10 protein-coding genes and 1 pseudogene are annotated in these 21027 nt (G+C 68.9%); 10 read left to right on the forward strand and 1 reads right to left on the reverse strand.

Going from position 1 to position 21027, the window contains the following annotated elements:
• The 10 genes from DQP58_RS19865 to DQP58_RS19910 form a co-directional block, all read left to right on the forward strand.
• On the forward strand, nt 1–1748 hold a 1748-nt coding region (locus DQP58_RS19865), incomplete at its 5' end, for a non-ribosomal peptide synthetase (RefSeq protein WP_114149360.1).
• Nucleotides 1745–2506: a thioesterase II family protein gene (locus DQP58_RS19870; protein WP_112709944.1), complete on the forward strand. Its 762-nt coding sequence runs from the start codon at nt 1745–1747 to the stop codon at nt 2504–2506. The genes DQP58_RS19865 and DQP58_RS19870, both read left to right, overlap by 4 nt.
• Complete coding sequence (locus DQP58_RS19875; RefSeq protein ID WP_430916324.1) at nt 2503–3843, forward strand: polyketide synthase; 1341 nt, start codon at nt 2503–2505, stop codon at nt 3841–3843. Before DQP58_RS19870 ends, DQP58_RS19875 begins: the two co-directional genes overlap by 4 nt.
• Complete coding sequence (gene mbtD / locus DQP58_RS19880) at nt 3843–6884, forward strand: mycobactin polyketide synthase MbtD (RefSeq protein ID WP_112709952.1); 3042 nt, start codon at nt 3843–3845, stop codon at nt 6882–6884. The genes DQP58_RS19875 and mbtD overlap by 1 nt, the downstream gene beginning before the upstream one ends.
• Before the next feature lies 1 nt (nt 6885).
• Nucleotides 6886–13467, forward strand: coding sequence for a non-ribosomal peptide synthetase (locus DQP58_RS19885; protein ID WP_112709946.1), 6582 nt, complete (start codon nt 6886–6888; stop codon nt 13465–13467).
• Nucleotides 13464–17903, forward strand: coding sequence for a non-ribosomal peptide synthetase (locus tag DQP58_RS19890; RefSeq protein WP_112709947.1), 4440 nt, complete (start codon nt 13464–13466; stop codon nt 17901–17903). The genes DQP58_RS19885 and DQP58_RS19890 overlap by 4 nt, the downstream gene beginning before the upstream one ends.
• Entirely contained in the window at nt 17900–19186 is a 1287-nt protein-coding gene (mbtG, locus tag DQP58_RS19895) for an NADPH-dependent L-lysine N(6)-monooxygenase MbtG (protein ID WP_112709948.1), read from the forward strand. Before DQP58_RS19890 ends, mbtG begins: the two co-directional genes overlap by 4 nt.
• Entirely contained in the window at nt 19167–19382 is a 216-nt protein-coding gene (locus tag DQP58_RS19900; protein ID WP_112709949.1) for an MbtH family protein, read from the forward strand. The genes mbtG and DQP58_RS19900 overlap by 20 nt, the downstream gene beginning before the upstream one ends.
• A gap of 219 nt (nt 19383–19601) precedes the next feature.
• Nucleotides 19602–20138 carry a hypothetical protein gene (locus DQP58_RS19905; protein WP_112709950.1) on the forward strand — a complete coding sequence of 179 codons (537 nt, stop codon included), beginning with the start codon at nt 19602–19604 and terminating at the stop codon, nt 20136–20138.
• A 244-nt stretch (nt 20139–20382) separates the two neighbouring features.
• Nucleotides 20383–20904: a hypothetical protein gene (locus tag DQP58_RS19910; RefSeq protein ID WP_112709951.1), complete on the forward strand. Its 522-nt coding sequence runs from the start codon at nt 20383–20385 to the stop codon at nt 20902–20904.
• On the opposite strand, the pseudogene DQP58_RS27225 reads toward DQP58_RS19910, so the two are convergent.
• Nucleotides 20898–21027 (reverse strand): annotated as a pseudogene (locus DQP58_RS27225) (RNA polymerase subunit sigma-70); the annotation flags it as partial. The gene DQP58_RS19910 and the pseudogene DQP58_RS27225 sit on opposite strands and share 7 nt — an antisense overlap.

Here is a 21027-nt window from a genome sequence, read left to right on the forward strand (position 1 = left end):
CGGTGGCCGCGGCGCTGCGCGCCGCCGGGGTGGCCACCGGCGAGACCATCGCGATCATGGGGCCCAAAACCGCCGAGCAGATTCCGGCCTTGCTGGGCATCCTGTCCGTCGGTGCCGTCTACCTGCCGATCGGCGCCGACCAGCCGCGCGATCGCGCCGAGCGCATCCTCGAAACCGGCGCGGTGAGGCTGGCCCTCGTCTGCGGCGGACGACCGCTGTCCGTGCCGGTGCCGGAACTCGTGCTGGCCGATATCCTTCGCGACGCCCCTGCGAGCGCCGAGATTACCTCAGCGAGAATCGATCCCGCCGCGCTCGCATACGTGTTGTTCACGTCGGGCTCCACCGGCGAGCCCAAGGGCGTCGAGGTCACCCACGACGCGGCGATGAACACCGTGGAATTCATCGGCCGCCACTTCGAGATCGGCCCCGCGGATCGATGCCTGGCCCTGTCGACCCTGGAGGGCGACATCTCGGTGATGGACGTCTTCGTCACCTTGCGCACGGGCGGTTCCCTCGTGGTGGTCGACGAGGCGCAGCGACGTGATCCCGACGCCTGGGCCCGGCTCATCGAGACCCACCAGGTCACCGTGCTCCACTTCATGCCCGGTTGGCTGGAGATGCTCGTCGAAGTCGGCCGCGGGCGCCTGTCCTCGGTGCGGGTGATCCCCACCGGCGGCGACTGGGTGCGGCCCGAGGTGGTGCGCCGCCTCCAGGCCGAAGCGCCCGGCCTGCGCTTCGCGGGCCTCGGCGGTGCGACCGAAACCCCGGTGCACAACAGCATTTTCGAGGTGACCGAAGCGATTCCGGAGGATTGGACGGCCTTGCCGTTCGGCGTCCCGCTGCCCAACAACGCCTGCCGTGTCGTCGACGACACCGGGGCCGACTGCCCGGACTGGGTGCCCGGCGAATACTGGGTGTCCGGGCGCGGCATCGCGCGCGGCTACCGTGGGCGTCCCGATCTCACCGCCGAACGCTTCGTCGAGCACGACGGCCGAATTTGGTACCGCACCGGTGATTTGGTGCGGTACTGGCCGGACGGCACCCTCGAATTCGTGGGCCGCGCCGACCACCGGGTCAAGATCAGCGGCTATCGCGTCGAGTTGGGCGAGGTCGAGACCGCGCTGCGGCGCGTCACCGGGGTGCGTACGGCGGTGGCCGCCCTGATCGCGGCGTCCGGCGAATCCGACGTGCTGGCCGCCCATGTGTGCACCGACGATGCCGCCCTGACCGCCGAGCGAATCCGGCAGCGTCTCGCTGACATCGTGCCCGCACACATGGTCCCCCGCCACCTCGCGGTGGTGGAGCGGATCGGGTTCACCGACGCCGGAAAGCTCGACCGCCGCGCCGTCGCACGCGAGTTGGAAACCGCTGTAGCGCAATCGCAGCGGCCGGGCCACCGGGAGCCGTCGACGCCATTGGAAACCGCGCTGGCCCTGATTGTCGGCGAGCTGCTCGGCCGGGAAAACATCGGGGTCGACGACGACTTCTTCGCCCTCGGCGGCGATTCGGTGCTCGCCACCCAGGCGGTGGCGAGGATTCGGGCCTGGCTGGATGCGCCGGACGTCATGGTGGCCGACATCTTCGCCAATCGAACCGTGTCGACGCTGGCCGCGGTGCTCACTGCCGGCGAGGACGACCCCGGCCGGCTCGACCAGGTCGCCGAGCTCTACCTGGAGGTTATCGGCATGGACGCCGAATCGGTTCTGACGGCCTCTCAGCAACCCGCGAAATCGTCGATTGCGCAATGACATTGAATAACCTGATCACCGTGTCTGCCACGTTCCCGTCCTGGATCAAACTGACCCCGGGCCGCAACAACGGGTCGTCCACCGGAGCCACCGTGGTGTTTCCGCACGCCGGCGCGGCCGCCGCAAGCTATCGGGTGCTGGCGGCGGCGCTGGCCGCCGGCGGCGACACCTACATCGTGCAGTACCCGCAACGCGCCGACCGCCTCAGCGAGCCCGGCCACGACAACGTGCACGACCTGGCCGCCAGCCTCTTCCAAGCGGCACCGTGGTCCAGCGTCGCGCCGCTGAAGTTGTTCGGGCACAGCATGGGTGCCGTCGTCGCCTTCGAGTTCGCCCGGGTCGCCGAGACGCGCGGCGCCGCCGTGCAAAAGCTGTGGGTGTCGGCCGGCCCGCCACCGTGCGTCGTCGCCGACATGCCCGAACTGCCGACCAGTGACGACGGGCTGTTGGCCGATATCGCCGATCTGGGCGGTACCGACCCGGAACTGCTTGCCGACGAAGAGTTCTCCGAACTGCTGACCACCGCGGTGCGCGCCGACTATCAGGCCTTCAACGGCTACGACCCCAGCCCCGACGTCCGCATCGGGGCCGACATTCACGTGCTGGGCGGCCATGACGACCACCGCATCGCCACCGGCGTGCTGCGGCAGTGGGAAAGGCACACCGCCGGATCCTTCGCCTTGTCGTTGTACGACGGCGGGCACTTCTACGTCTACGACCACGTCCAAGCGATCGCCGCGCAGGTGAATGCCGGGTGACACCAATGTCTGACGAGGGGTTCGGCTCGGTCCTGGACGCCGAACATGCCGACCCGGTCGTGATCGTGGGAATGGGCGTGGAGGCACCCGGGGGCATCGAAACCGCCGAGGCCTACTGGGATCTGCTGGCACACGGCCGTGAGGCGCTGGGCCCGTTTCCCACCGACCGCGGTTGGGCGGTGCCAGAACTGCTCGCCGGCTCGCGGCGCAGCGGCTTCAAAGAGATCCATGACCGCGGCGGATTCCTCACCGGGGCCACCACATTCGATCCGGAGTTCTTCGGAATCTCGCCCCGCGAGGCCGTCGTGATGGATCCGCAGCAGCGGGTGGCGCTTCGGGTGGCCTGGCGGGCGTGCGAGAACAGCGGCATCAATCCCGACGACCTGGCCGGTCACGATGTGGGCTGCTTCGTCGGCGCCTCGGCCACCGGGTACGGACCCGACATGGCCCAATTCTCCGAACACAGCGGTCATCTGCTCGCCGGGACCGCGCTCAGCGTGATCTCGGGTCGCATCGCCTACACGCTGGGGTTGGCCGGGCCGGCGCTGACCTTGGATTCCTCGTGCGCGTCCGCGCTGGTGGCCTTCCACGTGGCGGTGCGCTCGCTCCAGAACGACGACTGCGATCTGGCCATCGCGGGCGGGGTCAACGTGCTGGGCTCCCCGGGGTTTTTCGTCGAGTTCTCCAAGCAACACGCGCTCTCCGACGACGGATACTGTCGCCCCTATAGCGCGCAGGCCAGCGGAACAGTGTGGGCCGAGGGCGCGGCGATGTTTGTGCTGCAACGCAAATCGGCCGCGCTGCGTGCTGGCCGGCGGATCGTCGCCGAGGTGCGGGCCACCGCCATGAATCAGGACGGGCGCAGCGCCGGTCTGAGCGCGCCCAGCGGCGAGGCCCAGGTCCGGCTGTTCCAGCGCGCCATCGGCCAGGCCGGGATCAAGCCCGCCGAGGTGGGGATGATCGAGGGGCACGGTACGGGGACCCGCCTGGGCGACCGAACCGAGTTGCGCTCACTGGCCCAGACCTACGGCGACACCGAGCCCGGCGCCGGAGCATTGCTGGGTTCGGTGAAATCCAACGTCGGCCACTCGTTGGCCGCCGCCGGCGCGCTGGGTCTGGCCAAGGTGCTGGTCTCCGCCGAGCATGGCGCCGTCCCACCTACCCTGCACGCCGGCGACGCCAGCCCCGAAATCGAATGGGACAAGCAAGGACTGCGGTTGGCCCAGACCTTGACACCGTGGCCGGCCGTCGACGGGCGGCGCACCGCCGCGGCGTCCGCGTTCGGCATCGCCGGCACCAACGCGCATCTGATCGTCTCCGTCCCCGAGGTCGCATGATGCTCACCCATGGCCTGCCGGACGAGCGTATCCCGGTGCTGCTGAGCTCCCATGACCCAGAGCTGATCCGCCGCGATGCCGCCGCGATCGCCGATTACCTGAGCCGCGTGCCCGACTCGGCGGGTCTGACCGCCGCGGTCGCCTCCACCCTGCTGCGGTTGCGGAGGCTGCGACGGCACCGCGCGGTGGTGCGCGCGGCAGACAGCACCGAGCTCGTCGCGGGTCTGTCCGCGATCGCCAACGGCGAGGAGCACGAGCTGGTCTCGTACTCCGCGAGGACGACACCGCCGCGGGTCGCGTTCGTGTTTCCCGGCCAGGGCAATCAATGGCAGGCGATGGGAGCCGGCGCCTACCAACGGTTACCGGCCTACCGCGAGGCCGCCGACCGGTGCGCGCAAGCATTCGCTTCCGCCGGATTTGCTTCTCCACTGCCGTACCTCGTGGGCGACGAACAGCGCAACTGGTCGCGCCCCGAGATCCAGGGCGCGCAATTTACCCACGCGGTGAGCCTGGCCGAGGCATGGCGGTCCCGCGGGGTCGTGCCCGACATCACCATCGGTCACAGCCTCGGTGAGGTGGCGGCGGCCTATGTAGCGGAGGCGATAGCGCTGCCCGACGCGGTCGCCTTGGTGGTTGCTCGCGCGAGCGTGGTCGACCAGCTCACCGGCCACTACGCGATGGCGGTGCTGGGCACCGGGCTCGACATCGCGGAGTCGTTGCTCGCGGAAACGCCGGGCTGGCTGGAAGTTTCGGCGGTCAACGGCCCGTCGTCGACCGTGGTCGCCGGTGATCGCGACGCGGTGGCCGCCGCGGTCGCGCTGGCCCAACAGCGCGGCATCTTCAGCCAGCAACTGTCCGTCGACTATCCAGGACACACCAGTGCGCTCCGACCATTGCGTTCGAGCCTGGCGGAGCTGACACCGAAGTCGACCCTCCGGGATGCCCCGGTGCGGTTCATCGGATCCACGCTGGGGACCGAGCTGGGGGAGGCGACCGACTTCTCCGGTTATTGGTATGAAAACCTCTGCGGTACCGTACGATTCGACCTGGCCGTGCAACATGCCCGCGGTTGTGGGGCCGACGCGTTCGTGGAGCTCTCGGCGCACCCGTCCTTGCTGTACCCGCTGGGCGACATCGTCGACGACGACTCGGCCGTCATCGTCGGCTCGGGTCATCGCGATCGATCCATCACCGATTCGTTGTCGGCGAGCATCACCGCACTCGCGACCGCCGACCCCGGCTGCCGGTGGGCCGACGCGATCCCGGCGGCCGACCGCCCCGCGCTGCGCGGTTTCCCCAACGCGCCGATGCGTGCGGTGCACCTGTGGGCGGCGCCGCAGCGGGTGACTGAAGCGGCGCCGGCGCTCACCGTTGCCGTCGAGGACTGGCAGCCGGCCGCGAGGCCCGACGCACCCAGTGCAAGCAGCCTCGACATCGCCTTCGTCGGTGCAGGCACCCTGGCGCAGCGGCTGCTCGAAACCATTGCCGCGCATGGTGGTTGCCGAGCAGTGCCACCGGATGAGGCGCAAATTCTCGTGATCGCCGCCCCGGAACTCGACCCCCTCGACCCCGCCTCCGCAATCGAGCGGATCGCAGACCGGCCCGACGTCGGCCTACCCGATTACCCCGCGCTCATCGGCCCCCGGTGCCGGGCCGTCTGGTTGCTCACCGCCGGTGCCGAACACGTCGACCGCGATGACGCCAATGTGTCTCCCGCACAGGCGGCGCTGGCGGCGATGCATCGCAGCATCGGCTTCGAATTCCCGGACCAGGCTTTCGGACACCTGGACCTCGAACACCGCGATCCCGACCCCGCAACGGCGGGGCTCGCCATCGACGTGCTGTTGGGTGAGGCGGCCGAGGTCGCCGTGCGCGGCGCCGGATCGCCGCGACGCCACGTCCGCACGTTCCGTGCGTGCCGCCAATCGGCAACCCCGCGCCCGCTCGATACCGCCGCGTTGGACAACGTGGTGATCACCGGCGGCAGCGGAGCCATCGGCCTGCAGTACGCGCGGTATTGCCTGGAACGCGGCGCCCGGACCGTCACCCTGCTGAGCCGCCACGGTGTTGATCAGACGATGCTGCGCGAGCTCGTCGCCCAGTATGACGCCAAAGTTTCTGCCCCCCAATGCGATATCACCGATCGGGACGCCCTGGCCGCCGTCGCCGCCGAATATGCGGGTTCGGGCGCGTCACTGCTGATCCATACCGCGGGCATCGCGCAGGCCCGCTCACAATCGGACCTCAGCGGCGCTGACGTTGCGGCGGTGTGCGCGGCCAAGGTCCGCGGACTGGCCTTGCTGGCCGACGTGTGGCCGCTGCGCCCGGACTGCCGGATCCTTGCCTGCTCGTCGGTATTCGGGGTCTGGGGCGGGCACCACCACGCGGCCTACGCGGCATCCAACCGGATGCTCGACGTGTTGGCCGCGCAGTTGCGCGCCGCCGGCCGCGACTGCACGGCGATCCGCTGGGGCTTGTGGCAGGGCGCCGGGGTCGTGGTGGGCACCGAGATCACGCGCACCGAGCGTTCCGGTCTGGTGGCCATGGATCCGCAGCGGGCAATCGAGGCCAGCCTGTACCGCTACGACGGCGATCCGCTGATCTTCGACGCCGACTTCGAGCGGCTTGCGGTGTTCTTCGAAAGTCAGGGCATGCCAATGCCCTTCAGCGATGCACGCACCGGCGAGGGCGAGGAAAGCGACACCGCGACTCAGAAGCCGCTCGCCGACATCGTGCGGGCCGAACTGGCGGCGACGCTGCACCTGGGTGATTCGCTGTCGATCGACCCGGGCGCCTCGCTGATCGACCTGGGTGTGGACTCCTTGCTCGCACTCGATTTACGCAAAAGGCTGCGCCGGACCGTGGGGAACTCGGTTCCGGTGTCCCGCATGCTCGGCGGCATCACGGTCACGGAGCTGATCGACGCGCTGCGTGCCGACGCGACCGGCGCGCCCGCGGCGAAGCCGTCATTCGAGCGCGCCGGCGCCGCCAGCGGTGCGCACCACTCAACGCTCGCGATGCTAGAAAGGTTGGACTCCTAGCGTGACTAACACCACCGGCGTCAGCACCCGGCTCGACGACGAACGCCTGGAACTACTGCGCCGCAAGCTGACCGAACGCGGCCTGGCCAGGACGGCGGGCGCGGCGCCAGCGTCGGCCGACGACGGGCCACGCATGTCGGTCGGCCAGCACCGGATGTGGTTCGTGCAGTCCGTCGACCCTGACAGCGCGCTGCTCAACATCTGCGTCTCCTACCGCCTGTCCGGCACCGTCGACACCGCACAGTTGCATCGTGCGGTCGACGCCGTCGCCGCGCGACACCCGGTGCTGCACACGACCTATGCCAGCGACGCCGAGGGCGATCCGCATCCGGTGATTCGCGAGGACCTGCGGCCCGAGTGGGCCGAACACGACCTGGCCGGGTTGACCGACCAGGCGCGCCGGCTGCGGTTGGACGTATTGGCGCAGCGCGACTTTCGCCGCCCATTCGACCTGAGCAAGGATTCGCCACTGCGGGTCACGGTGGCGCGCCTGGCCGACGACGAGCTGATGCTGCTGATCACCGCGCATCACATCGCCTGGGACGACGGCTCGTGGGCACCGTTCTTCGCGGATCTGACGCGCGCCTACACCGACCCCGATGCCTTCGCCGATGGGCAGGTCCGCCCGGGCATTTCGGTGGATGCGGCCGCCGTTCGTCAGGCGGATCTGGACTACTGGCGCCCGCTGATGGCCGACCTTCCGGAGCCACTCGAGCTTCCCGGGCCCAACGGTTCGGTCGTGCCCACGACCTGGCGCGCGCAGCGCGCGGTCGCGCAATTGTCGCCCGACACCGTCGACCGGGCCGCCGCGTTGGCCCGCGAGACTGGTGCCACCCCGTACATGGTTTTGATGGCGGCTTTCGCCGCCCTGGTGCACCGCTACACCCAGTCGACCGACTTCCTGGTGGCCGCCCCGGTGCTCAACCGCGGCGTGGGCACCGAGGATGTCATCGGCTATTACGGCAACACGGTGGTGATCCGGCTGCGCCCGCAGTCACACCAGACGTTCCGTGAGCTGCTGAGCCAAACTCGTGACGGCGCGGTGGGCGCCTTTGCTCATTCGCGCGCCGACCTGGATTGGCTGGTCCGCGAGTCGAATCCCGATCGCCGGCATGGCGCCGACCGGATGACCCGGGTGAGCTTCGGGCAGCGGGAGCCCGATGGCCCCGGCTTCTGCCCGCCGGGCGTGCGTTGCGAACGCGGCGAATTGCGCGGCCATTTCAACCAATTGCCGTTGAGCCTGATGGTCGAGCTGGACCGGACGCCCGACGGCACCGGCGGTGGCGTGATCGAGGCGGAGTACCTCGTCGAGGTGATGGACCAGCAATTGGTCGAGCAATTGCTGCGCCACTACGCCGCCTTGCTGGATGGCCTGCTGTCCGACCCCAACGTGAAGCTGTCGGCGTGTGCGCTGATGGGCGCCGAAGACGCCGAGTGGCTGCGCGCGGTGTCGACCGGCGAAGAGTTCGTCACACCGGCCAGCACGTTGCCCGAGCTGGTCAGCCGCCGGGCGGGTTTGACGCCCGATGCCGTTGCGGTCGTCTACGAGGGGCGTGCCTACTCCTACCGAGAGATCGACGAAGAGTCGAACCGGTTGGCGCACTGGCTGATCGAGCAGGGGATCGGCACCGAGGACCGCGTCGCGGTGCTGCTGGACAAGTCTCCCGAATTGGTCATCACCGCGCTCGGGGTGCTCAAGGCGGGCGGGGTCTATCTGCCGGTGGATCCCACCTATCCGGAGGACCGGCTGAGCTTCATTCTCGACGACGCGGACGCCAAACTGGTACTGCGCGAACCGGTTTCCGACACCGCGCGCTATCCGGGCACCGCGCCCGCGGAGTTGATCCGCCCGCTGAGCCCGCAAAACACCGCCTACCTGATCTACACCTCAGGTTCCACCGGGCTGCCCAAGGGTGTGCCGGTGCCGCACGCGCCCATCGCCGAGTACTTCGTCTGGTTCGGCGACGAATACCGCATCGACGACACCGACCGGCTGCTGCAGGTCGCCTCGCCCAGCTTTGACGTGTCGATGGGCGAGATCTTCGGCACGTTGATCATGGGGGCCCGCCTGGTGATTCCGCGGCCTGACGGGCTGCGCGACATCGGCTATCTCACCGATCTTTTGGCCCGCGAAGGCATCACCTCCATGCACTTCGTGCCGTCGTTGCTGGGGCTCTTCCTGTCCCTGCCCGGCGTCAGCCAGTGGCGGACGCTGCGGCGCGTGCCGATCGGCGGCGAGGCCCTGCCCGGTGAGATCGCCGACAAGTTCCACGCCACCTTCGACGCGTCGCTGTACAACTTTTACGGGCCGACCGAGACCGTGGTGAACTGCACCAGCTACCCGGTGGAAGGCACCCAGGGCACCCGGGTGGTGCCGATCGGCCGACCCAAGATCAACACCCAGGTATATCTGCTCGACAATGCCCTGCAGCCGGTTCCCGTCGGCGTGATCGGTGAGATCTACATCGCCGGAACGCATGTCGCGCACGGATACCATCGCAGGCCCCAGTTGACGGCCGAGCGCTTCGTCGCCGACCCGTTCACGCCCGGCGGGCGGATGTACCGCTCCGGAGACCTAGCCCGCCGCAACGTCCACGGTGACATCGAGTTCGTCGGCCGCGCCGACGAGCAGGTGAAGATCCGCGGTTTCCGCATCGAGTTGGGCGAAATCGCGGCCGCGATCTCGGTGGACCCCAGCGTCGGACAAGCGGTCGTGTTGGCCATGGACCTGCCCCAGCTGGGCAAGAGCCTGGTGGGATACGTGACGCCGGCCCAGGGCGCCGGCACGGAATCGGTTGACGTCGAGCGCATCCGCGCCCGGGTGGCCGCCGCGCTGCCGGACTACATGACCCCGGCCGCCTACGTGGTGCTCGACCAGATTCCGATCACCGCGCATCAGAAGATCGACCGCGCCGCGCTGCCGCAACCACAGATCGCGGCCGCCACCGAATACCGCGACCCGACAACACCCACCGAACAGCGCATCGCGCAACTGTTTTCGGGACTGCTCGGTCACGACCGGGTGGGCGTCGACGACTCTTTCTTCGATCTGGGCGGCCACTCGCTGGTCGCCACCAAACTGGTGACCGCGATCCGCGCCGAGTGTGGTGTGGAGATCGGCATCCGCGACGTGTTCGAACTCGCCACGGTCGGGGCGTTGGCCGAGCGGATCGACCAGCTGAGTGCCGGCGAGCTGACGCCGTCGCGGCCCAGGCTGATCACCACCGCACACGACGAGCCCATGCCGCTCTCGGCGTCCCAGCTGCGCAGCTGGTTCGCCTACCGCGTGGACGGTCCCAGTCGGGTCAACAACATTCCCTTCGCGGCGAAACTGACCGGGCCGTGGGACATCGATGCGCTGATCGCTGCCGTCGGTGATGTCGTTGCCCGGCACGAGATCCTGCGCACCAGCTACGTCGAGCTGGACGGCGTGCCCTATCAGGTGGTGGGTCCGGCCAATGTCGAGGTTCCGGTGCGCCGCGAGGAGGGGCCCGACGACGCCTGGCTGCAGCAGCAGCTCGACATCGAACGGTGCCATTGCTTCGAGCTGGACGCCGAATTGCCGATCCGGGTCGCGGTGCTGCGCACCGAGAAAACCACGGAACACGTGCTGTCGCTGGTCGTGCACCACATCGCGTCCGACCATTGGTCGGCGGGCGTGCTGTTCTCCGACGTGATGACGGCCTACCGGGCCCGGCGCGGGGGAGAAGCGCCATCCTGGGCCCCGCTTCGGGTGCAGTACGCCGACTACGCGGCGTGGCAGCGCACGTTCCTGGGCGACGCCGGCGGGCAGGAATCCGCGATCGCCGCCGACCAGCGGGAGTACTGGACCCGGCAACTGGCCGGTCTGCCGGAGGACACCGGGCTGCGTCCGGACTTCCCCCGCCAGCCGGTGCCCAGCGGTGAGGGCGAGTCCGTCGACTTCCACATCGACGCGGCGACGCGGGCCAAGCTCGGCGAGCTGTGCCGCGAGCTGGGCATCACCGAATTCATGTTGCTGCAAACGGCCGTCGCCGTGGTCTTGCACAAAGCCGGTGGCGGGACCGACATTCCGTTGGGCACCCCGGTCGCGGGTCGCACCGAAGCCGAGTTGGACCAGCTGATCGGATTCTTCGTCAACATCCTGGTGCTGCGCAACGACATGGACGGCAACCCGACGTTGCGCGAACTGCTCAAGCGGGCCCGGGAGACCGCCCTGGCCGCCTACGCCCACCAGGACCTGCCGTTCGACCGCGTCGTCGACAGCGTCAGCCCGGTGCGCTCGCTGTCCCGCAACCCCCTGTTCCAGGTCGTGGTGCACGTGCGGGATCACCTGTCCGCCACCCGGGTCATCGAGACCGCGGCAGCCGGCAGTGGCGAGCAGGACACCGTGTGCACCTCGCTCGACCCCATCTTCGACATGGCGCACGCGGATCTGAGCGTCAACTTCTTCGGCACCGACGGCTCTGGCGACATCGGTTACAACTGCAATCTCATCTACCGCACCGAGCTCTACGCCAGGACCACCATCGAGCGGTTGGCCGGATGGCTGACCCGGGCGCTCACCGAGTTTGCCGACGACCTCGACCAGACTTTGCGCGACGTCCAGCTGATCGACGCCGGCGAGCAAGACCGCATCCTGCGCGGCTGGAGCCGCGGCGAGCAACCGCCGCACGACCGGCCGCGCACCATCCCGGAATTGCTGGAACCCACTCGCGCCTGGGGAACCGATCGAATCGCGGTGCGCTGCGGCGGCAACAGCATCGATTACCGTGCGCTGCACCGTAGTTCGGACAATCTGGCCGCCCTGCTCATCAGGAGCGGCGTCGGCCCGGGCACGCTGGTCGGATTGTCGACCCGGCGCAGCATCGAGCTGGTGGTGGCGTTGATGGCCATCATGAAGGCCGGCGCGGGGTACTTCCCCATCGATCCCGGTTATCCGCTGGCGCGAAAGCAATTCATGCTCGACGACGTCGCGCCGCCGGTCGTGATCGCGACCGTCGAAGCGACCGACACCATGCCGCGGATGCCCGGCGTCGAGCTGATCTCGCTGGACGATCCCCAGGTACGCGCCCTGGTCAACAGCGACGACGTCGATCCGCAGGCATGGAATGCGCGGCCGCCGCACCCCGATGACCCGATGTATTTGGTGTTCACCTCCGGGTCCACCGGCAAGCCGAAAGGGGCAGTGGGAACGCATCGTTCGATGGCCGCCCGGCTCGACTGGCAGCTGCGGCACTACCCGCCGCGCAGCGACGACGTGCGTCTGGCGCAGGCCTCGATCACCTTCCTCGAAGGCGGCATGGAGATGCTGGCCGGCCTGGCGGCCGGCGCCACCATGATCCTGGCCGACGACACCGAACACCGTGACCCGGAGGCCCTCGGGGATTTGATGAACCGGTATTCGGTCGCCCAGGTCACCGCGGTGCCCAGCCTGGTCTCGGCCCTGGTGGACAGCCGGCCGGACGCCGTGCGCTCGCTGTCGCGGCTGGTCTGCGGCGGCGAGCCGGTGAGCGCGTCGCTGCTGGCGCGCCTGGTGTCGGTGTGTGCCGAGGAGTGTGACGGCGGCACCCAGCTGCTGAACAACATCGGTTCCACCGAGACGTCCGGAGCGGTGTCCCGCGGGCCGTTGGCCCCGCCGAATCCGCTGGTTGGAAGGCCAGTTCCGGGTGCGCAGGCGTACCTGCTCGACGATGGGTTGCGTCCCGTGCCCGTCGGCGTGGTGGGCGAGCTGTACTACTCCGGTGACCAGCTGGCTCGGGGATATTGGAAACGCCCCGGCCTGACGTCCACCCGTTTTGTCGCCAATCCCTATGGACTCGAGCCGGGTTCGCGGTTGTACCGCAGCGGCGACCTGGCCCGGTGGACCGAGGACGGGCAGCTGGAGTTCGTCGGGCGTTCCGACCACCAGGTGCAGGTGCGTGGTTTCCGCGTCGAGCTGGCCGAGGTCGAGTCGGCCCTGGCGGCCGTCGATGGTGTCGCTGCCGCGGCGGCTCGCACCTGGGAGGTGCACGGCGGCACGTCGCTGGCCGGATATGTTGTGCCGCAACGGCCGATCTCCGGTGACGCCGAGAAGGCGGCGTTCGCGGGGGACGTGCGCGCCGCGATCGCCACGACGCTGCCGGGCTACATGCTGCCGTCGTCGCTGACCGTGCTCGACGCCCTGCCCAAAACCGAATCGGGCAAGCTGAACCGGCCGGGGCTGCCGCGGCCGGCGGTCAGCACCGGCGCTCAGACCGAACCCGCACGCACCGACACCGAACGGGCGCTGGCCAAGGTATTCGCCGAACTGTTGTCCACCCCCGAGGTCGGGCGCTTCGACGACTTCTTCGCCCTCGGCGGTGACAGCATCCTGTCCGTGCAGCTCGCCTCGCGGGCGCGGGCCGCCGGCCTGGCGGTGAGCCCGCGGATGATCTTCGAGAATCCGACGGTGCAGCAGCTGGCGGCCGCACTGGATGCCGTGGGCGACGAGGAACTCGGCATCGAGCAGCAAGAACCGGCGGCCGACACCCGCTTCGAGCCGATGAGCACCTCCGGGCTGTCGACCTCGGACCTGGCCGCCGTGACGCAGCTTTGGTCGTCGTCACGCCAAGGCACGACGTGACGGCGGCCAAGACCGATGTCACGCCCGACATCGAGGACGTTATGGCGCTGAGCCCGCTGCAGGAGGGCTTGTATTCGCTGACCACGCTCGCCGAATTCGCCGACGGCGAAGAGGCGGACGACCCGTACGTGATCGGGATCGCCGCGGACATCTCGGGCGCACTCGACGTCGCGCTGCTGCGCGACTGCGCGGAGCACATGTTGGTGCGCCACCCGAATCTGCGGGCCAGCTTCTTCAGCCGGGGGATCCCGCGACCGGTGCAGATCGTGCCGTCCCGCGTCGAGCTGCCCTGGCGGCTCGTCGCCGCCGCACCGGGGGACGTAGCGGCGCTGGAAACCGGCGAACGGCGGCGACCGTTCGATCTGGAGCACGGGCCGGCCATCCGCTTTCTGTTGATCGAATTGCCCGGCAGGCAATGGCGTTTGGTGCTCACCGCCCATCACATCGTGATCGATGGTTGGTCGCTGCCGGTGTTCGTCAACGAGATGATGATGCTGTACCAGGCCGGCGGTGATCCGGCGGCGCTGCCCGCCGCCCCGCGGCCCTACCGCGACTACATCGGCTGGCTGGCGAGCCGCGATCCGGAAGCCAGCCAACGGGTCTGGCGCGAACACCTGGCGGAGCTGCCGGGCCCGACCCTGCTCGCCGCCGCGCTGGGATCCATGGACACGACCGAGGGCCAACAGCCGGGGCTGCCGCGCACCACGCGACTGGGGCTGCCGGCCGAAACCACGATGCGGTTGGTCGACGACGCCCGCTCCCGGGGCGTCACCGTCAACACCCTGATGCAAATGGCATGGGCGCTGGTGTTGTCGCGGCTGACCGATACGCACGACGTGGTGTTCGGGGTCACGGTGTCCGGCCGTCCCCCCGAACTGACCGGCGTCGAGACCATGGTCGGCTTGTTCATCAACACCGTGCCGCTGCGGGTTCGGCTCGACCCGTCCGCCTCCGCCGGCGAGCAGTGCCGCGCCGTGCAACGCGCCGCCGCACTGCTGCGCGAACACAGCTATCTCGGGCACGCCGAACTTCGCGCCCTCGGCGGCGTCGGGGAGATGTTCGACACCCTGCTGGTCTACGAGAACTTTCCGATGGACGGCCTGACCGCCGGCGGCGAATTGACTGCCGGTGGTGCGACATTCCGGCCGTCCGCCCTGCAGACCCTGTCGCATTTCCCGGTCGCCATCGCCGCCCACATGGAAGGCGGTGAGCTGGTGGTGCTGATCGAAGCGATCGACGGCGCGCTGGGAGCGGTTCCCGCCGCCACCTTCGGGCGCCGCGTGCTGAGCACCGCCGAGCGACTGCTGCAAGGCTGGGAGCGTCCCCTGCGCGAGGTCAGCGTTCTGCTCGACGATGAGGACGGCCCACTAGGCGCGATCTCAACGCCGAAACCGATGTCGGCGTTGAGCATTCACGCCCGTTTCGCGGACGTCGTGGCAAGGACGCCGGATGCCCCGGCGGTCAGCTGGGCGGGCGGGACGCTGAGCTACCGCGAGCTGAACCGGCACGCCACCCGGCTGGCGGCGCGACTCGCCCGACAGGGCGTCAAGTCCGAAACGCCGGTGGCCCTCAAGCTTTCGCGAGGACCGCACTACATCATCGCCCTTTTGGCCGTGCTCAAAGCCGGAGGTGTGTGCGTGCCGATGGAGCCCGGCATGCCCCCCGAACGGATCGACTCGATCCTGCGCCAATCGGGCGCGTCGATCGTCTTGGATGACGAGCTGACCGAAAAGCTGCTCGAGGCCGGCGAACCGCACGACGACGACTTCGACCCCGTCGACGTTCCACCCGCGCAGGCCGCCTACGTCGTGTTCACCTCCGGCACGACGGGAGAACCCAAGGGCGTCGTTGGAACTCACGGCGCGGTGGGCTCCTATGCCGACGATCATCTGGACCGCGTATTGCGGCCCGCGGCAGCCACATTGGGCCGACCGCTGCGCATCGCCCACGCATGGTCGTTCGCCTTCGACGCCGCCTGGCAGCCGCTGGTCGGCCTGCTTGACGGGCACGGCGTGCATGTCGTCGACGAGCGGACCCAGACCGATGCCGAGGCGCTCGTCGCGTTGATCGCGGCGCGCGGCATCGACATGATCGACACCACCCCGTCGATGTTTGCCCAGCTGCAGGCGTTCGGTTTGCTCACCGAGGCGCCGCTGACCGTGCTGGCGCTGGGCGGCGAGGCGGTGGGCAGCGCGGCCTGGGCGCGGATCCGCAACACCTGCAAGACCACCTCGATGACGGCGTACAACTGCTACGGGCCCACCGAAACCACGGTCGAGGCGGTGGTCGCCACCATCGCCGCGCACGACGAGCCCTCGATCGGACGACCAACCCGGCACACCCGCGGCTACGTACTGGATTCCGCGCTGCGCCCGGTGCCCTGCGGGGCGACGGGCGAACTGTATCTGGGCGGTGCCCAGCTGGCCCGCGGCTATCTGGGCCGCGCCCCGGAGACCGCGGCGCGCTTTGTCGCCGACCCGTTCGCGGCGGCAGAACGGATGTATCGCACCGGTGACCTGGTGCGCCGAATGCCCGACGGCTCACTGCAATACGTGGGACGAGCCGACGCCCAGGTGAAGATCCGCGGCCACCGCGTCGAACCCGGCGAAATCGCGTCCGCCCTCGAATCACATCCGGCCGTGCGACACGCCGGGGTGCTGGTACGGCAACGCCGAGGCGTCACGCGGCTCACCGCATACGTCGCGATCGACCCGGCCACCGAAGGGCCCACGGCCGCCGAGTTGCGAAGCATGCTCAGCAACCGGCTACCGCGCTACATGGTTCCACAGCGCATCATCGTGGTCGACGAGATTCCGTTGACTGCCAACGGAAAACTCGACGAAACGGCATTGGCCGGATTCGACGCCGACGAGTCCGAAGCCGGCACAGCGTCGCCCGAGACGCCCACGGAATCCGCGCTAGCCGAGTTGCTCGCCGAGCTCCTCGGCCAACCGCGCATCGACGTCACCGCCGACTTTTTGCAGCTGGGCCTGGACAGCATCATGGCGTTGTCGGTGGTGCAAGCGGCCCGGGCCCGCGGAATTGCGTTGCGCGCCCGGCTCATCCTCGAGTGCAGCAACGTTCGCGAACTGGCCGAAGCGATCGACTCGGAAACCACGGCCGCCGCCCAGCAGGCGGACACCGGTACCGGACCGATGCCGTTGCTGCCCAACGGCCGATGGCTCTACGAACACGGCGACCCGCGCAGGCTCGCCCAGACCGAAGCCATCCGATTGCCCGAGACGCTGCGCCGCGAACAGCTGGAAGCGGCCCTGGCCAGCATCATCGAGGGCCACGAGGTGCTGCGCACCCGGGTGGACCGCTCCACCTTGACCCTGGTACCCAACCCGGACGCCGATATCCGCAACGCTCTCAACGAGGTCGAGGTGAGCGGCGATCTGGCCGCGGCGGTACCGGCCCACGTCGCCGGGGCCGTCGACCGCCTGGACCCCGAACGCGGAACGCTGCTGTCCGCGGTGTGGCTTCGACCGCCCGCCGGGGAAAGCGTCCTGCTACTGGTCGTGCACGTCGTCGCGCTGGACCCGGCGTCATGGCGAGTGATCCTCGGTGAACTCGGCGCCGCGCTGACGGCCGCGGCCACCGGTCACTCGCCGGCACCCGTTCGCGAACACACCAGCTATCGCCGTTGGGCCGACGCGCTCATCGCGCGGGCGCAGCGGCTGGACACTGCGCAATTCTGGGCGTCCCAGCTCGACGGCGACGATCCCGACCTCGGTGCCCGGCGGCTGGATCCGGGCCGCGATCGGGCCCGCGATCTGATCGTCCGCAACGCCGTCACCGACGCCGACGTCACCCGCCGGCTGCTGGATTCGGGTCTGCCGTTGCCCACGCTGCTGATTGCCGCCACCGCGGCGACGGTGACCCGCTGGCGCGAACTGCGCCGTCAGCCCACACCGTCCCCGCTGCTGGCGCTCGAAACACACGGCCGCGCAGACGGTTTGGTGGACGGTCCGGGCGCACACACCATCGACACCAGCGACACCGTCGGGCTGCTCAGCTCCATCTACCCGGTGAGGCTGGACTCGACCGACCCGCGCAGGGTGGGGGAGCAGCTGGCGGCGATCCCCGGCGACGGACTCGACTACGGGTTGCTGCGCTACCTGCGGGCCGACACCGCCGAGCGCCTCGCCGGCTTCCGGCCCCCGCAAGTGCTGCTGAATTACCTCGGCGCCGCCCACGCCGACGGCGGCACGGGGCTGCGACTCGAACGCGAGCTGCTCGCCGGCGCGTCGCCGGTGCCGGAGCCGGAGCTGGCGGTGCGCCATGAGCTCACCATCGCGGCGATGGTGCTGACCTTTGGTGGGGAACGGGTGCTGGCCGCGCAGTGGCGCGCGTTGCCCGACATTCTCGATGACTCTGATATTGCTGCGCTGCAAGAGCTTTGGATTGACTCACTGCGGGAGATGGTGAAATGAGCACACTGGCGATCGTGGGGGCGGGCGCCAAGGCGGTGGCCGTCGCGGCCAAGGCCTTCGCGTTGCGCGAGATGGGCGTCGAGGTTCCCGACGTGGTGGCGGTGGAGCGGATCGGTGTCGCGGCGAACTGGCAGGCCAGCGGCGGATGGACCGACGGCGCGCACCGGCTCGGTACCAGCCCGGAAAAGGACGTCGGGTTTCCCTATCGCTCGGCGCTGGTGCCGCGCCGCAACGCCGAACTCGACGAGCGGATGACCCGCTACAGCTGGCAGTCCTATCTGATCGCCACGGCATCGTTCGCCGAGTGGATCGATCGTGGCAGGCCGGCACCGACGCATCGCCGGTGGAGCCAGTACCTGAGTTGGGTCGGGGACCACGTGGGCATGAATGTGGTGCACGGCGACGTCGAACGACTGGCGATCACCGGCGACCGCTGGGCGCTGCACACGCACGAAACCACCGTGCACGCCGATGCCCTGATGATCACCGGCCCCGGCCAGGCCGAAAAGTCCTTGCTGCCCGGCAATCCGCGCATGCTGTCGATCGCCCAGTTCTGGGACCGCGCCGCCAATCACGACCGGATCAATGCGGAGCGGGTGGCGGTGATCGGCGGTGGCGAGACGGCCGCGGCGATGCTCTATGAGCTTTTCCGCCACCGGGTTTCGAGCATCACCGTGATCTCCCCGCAGGCCACGTTGTTCACCCGCGGCGAGGGGTTCTTCGAGAACTCGCTGTTCTCCGACCCCACCAACTGGCCGGCCCTGACCCTGGCCGAACGCCGCGACGCGCTGGCCCGCACCGATCGTGGGGTCTTCTCGTCGCACGTGCAGGAGGCGTTGCTGGCCGACGATCGCATCCACCACTTGCGTGGCCGCGTCGCCCACGCGGTCGGCAAGGAGGGGCAGATCCGGTTGACGCTGTCCACGAATCGCGGCAGCGAGAATTTCGAAACGGTACATGGGTTCGATCTCGTCATCGACGGCTCCGGCGCCGACTCGCTCTGGTTCGCACCGTTATTCAGTCAGGACGCGCTTGATCTGCTGGAACTCGGCCTCGGTGGACCCTTGACCTCGGAGCGGCTGCAGGAGGCGATAGGTTATGACCTGGCCGTCACAGACGTGACACCCAAGTTGTTCCTGCCGAACCTGGCAGGGCTCACCCAGGGGCCCGGGTTTCCCAACCTGAGCTGCCTTGGGCTGCTGTCCGATCGGGTGTTGGGATCCACCGTCAGCCCGTCCAAGTATCCCGTGATAAGGAGACACGATGAGCGCCAACCCCTTTGACGACGAGAATGCGACGTTCGTGGTGCTGGTCAACGACGAGGACCAGCACAGCCTGTGGCCGACCTTCGCCGACACGCCGGCGGGCTGGCGGGTGGCGTTCGGGGAAGCCAGCCGCGTGGACTGCCTGCAATACGTCGAACAGAACTGGTCGGACATCCGGCCCAAGAGCTTGATCGAGGCGCTCGCCGCGGAGTAACCGGCCGCGTGTCTGTAGCGCCAAAACCTACTTGCGGCACAGGCCATTTGGCGTGTTTTCACACATCGCGACCGTAGCGTCGTCGTAACGTGACCGACCCGAGACACAAATTCCGAAGTCACAGGGCACACTTACACCATCTTCAACCATGGAGACGTGTGACCGTGTGCGGCTATCCGCAGAATCCCGCCACGGTCCATGCGCATCGAAGGGGGACCTGTGAAATCCGTGAAGTCCATTGCCACGGGCGTGGCGGCCCTGACCGCCATTGGCGGCGCCGCCGCCGGCGTGGCTTCCATTGCCGCACCGATGGGTCTGGATCATGTGCAGTTGGCGGCCGTCGGCGCGCCACTGCCGCAGGATCCGCCGCCGCCTCCGCCCCCGCCGCCGGGAGCGCCGGGGCAGTTGCCGACGGCTGACCAGTTGGCGAACCTGTGCACTCAGGTAACCGACCCCGGCGTCAACTACCGGGACAAGAACAACCTCGTCGAAAACGGCATCCCTCAAAACGAGGGCATGGTGGCCGATCACGACCTGAGGAAGGCCTACCGCAACGGAAACTTCCCCGAGCAGTTCAACGTGACGAACATCGCGCCGGCGGGGCCGAACCTGGCCCAGGCCGACGTCGGCATCACCGGCCCGAAGTTCGCCGGGCCGGTCAACAAGCACCTGGTGTTCGTCAACCAGGGCGGCAACTGGATCTTGCAGCACGACGCGGCGATCGCGCTGATCCAGGCGGCGACCGCGACGAATTAAGACACCGACGACACCGCCGACCCCATGCGCCCCGCAATAAGGCGCATGGGGTTTGGCGTATCAACCCCGCGGCGGACGTTCTCGCACAGCCGGCGCACAGTCTTCTCTTGTTGCCCGCACATCGGGTGGCCGTAACGTATCGGTGCCGAGACACGAAATATCAGACGCAACGGGCACGCTGACACCGTCCACATCGTCACGAACCAACACTGCGCCGACATTCGTGCCCATCGAAGGGGGAACCATGAAGATCGTCAAAACCATAGCTACCGGGGTGGCAGCCCTGGCAATCGTCGGGGGCGTTGCCGCCGGCGTCGCCTCCGCTGCAACCCCGAATGCGCTGTCCGCCGGGGTGCGCCTCGCCACCGTCGGAGCGCCGCTTCCGCAGGACCCGCCGCCGGCGCAGCCCGTCGCGGGTGCCGACCTGCCGACTCCCGACCAGCTGACCGGCGTGCTCACCAGCCTCGCCGACCCGAGCGTCCCGTTCGCCAACAAGAGCAACCTGGTGCAGGGCGGCATCAGCGGGATCGAAGCGCACGTCGCCGACAAGAAGCTGCAGAAGGCGGCGAAGAACGGCGACCTGCCGCTGTCGTTCGACGTTACGAACATCCAGCCGGCCGCTGCCGGTTCGGCCACGGCCGACGTCGCGGTCTCCGGCCCGAAGCTGACGTCGCCGGTCACCCAGAACGTCACGTTCGTCAATCAGGGCGGCTGGGTGCTGTCGCGGTCGTCGGCGATGGAGTTGTTGCAGGCCGCCGGTCAGTGACCCGCGCGTAACACGCGCAGGTCCAGGCTGGCGATGCGGGCCGGATCCGCGAGCACGTCGATCGCGCGGATCCGGCCGCCGAGCACCACGAAGGCCATGACGGACACCGCGCGGCCGGCGACG

The sequence above is a fragment of the Mycobacterium colombiense genome (assembly GCF_003284975.1).
Classification (GTDB): Bacteria; Actinomycetota; Actinomycetes; order Mycobacteriales; family Mycobacteriaceae; genus Mycobacterium; species Mycobacterium europaeum_A.

Coding starts and splice junctions, on each gene's coding strand:
- DQP58_RS19870 (WP_112709944.1), top strand. CDS start 1,745: ATGACATTGAATAACCTGATCACCGTGTCTGCCACGTTCCCGTCCTGG.
- mbtD (WP_112709952.1), top strand. CDS start 3,843: ATGCTCACCCATGGCCTGCCGGACGAGCGTATCCCGGTGCTGCTGAGC.
- DQP58_RS19910 (WP_112709951.1), top strand. CDS start 20,383: ATGAAGATCGTCAAAACCATAGCTACCGGGGTGGCAGCCCTGGCAATC.
- mbtG (WP_112709948.1), top strand. CDS start 17,900: ATGAGCACACTGGCGATCGTGGGGGCGGGCGCCAAGGCGGTGGCCGTC.
- DQP58_RS19900 (WP_112709949.1), top strand. CDS start 19,167: ATGAGCGCCAACCCCTTTGACGACGAGAATGCGACGTTCGTGGTGCTG.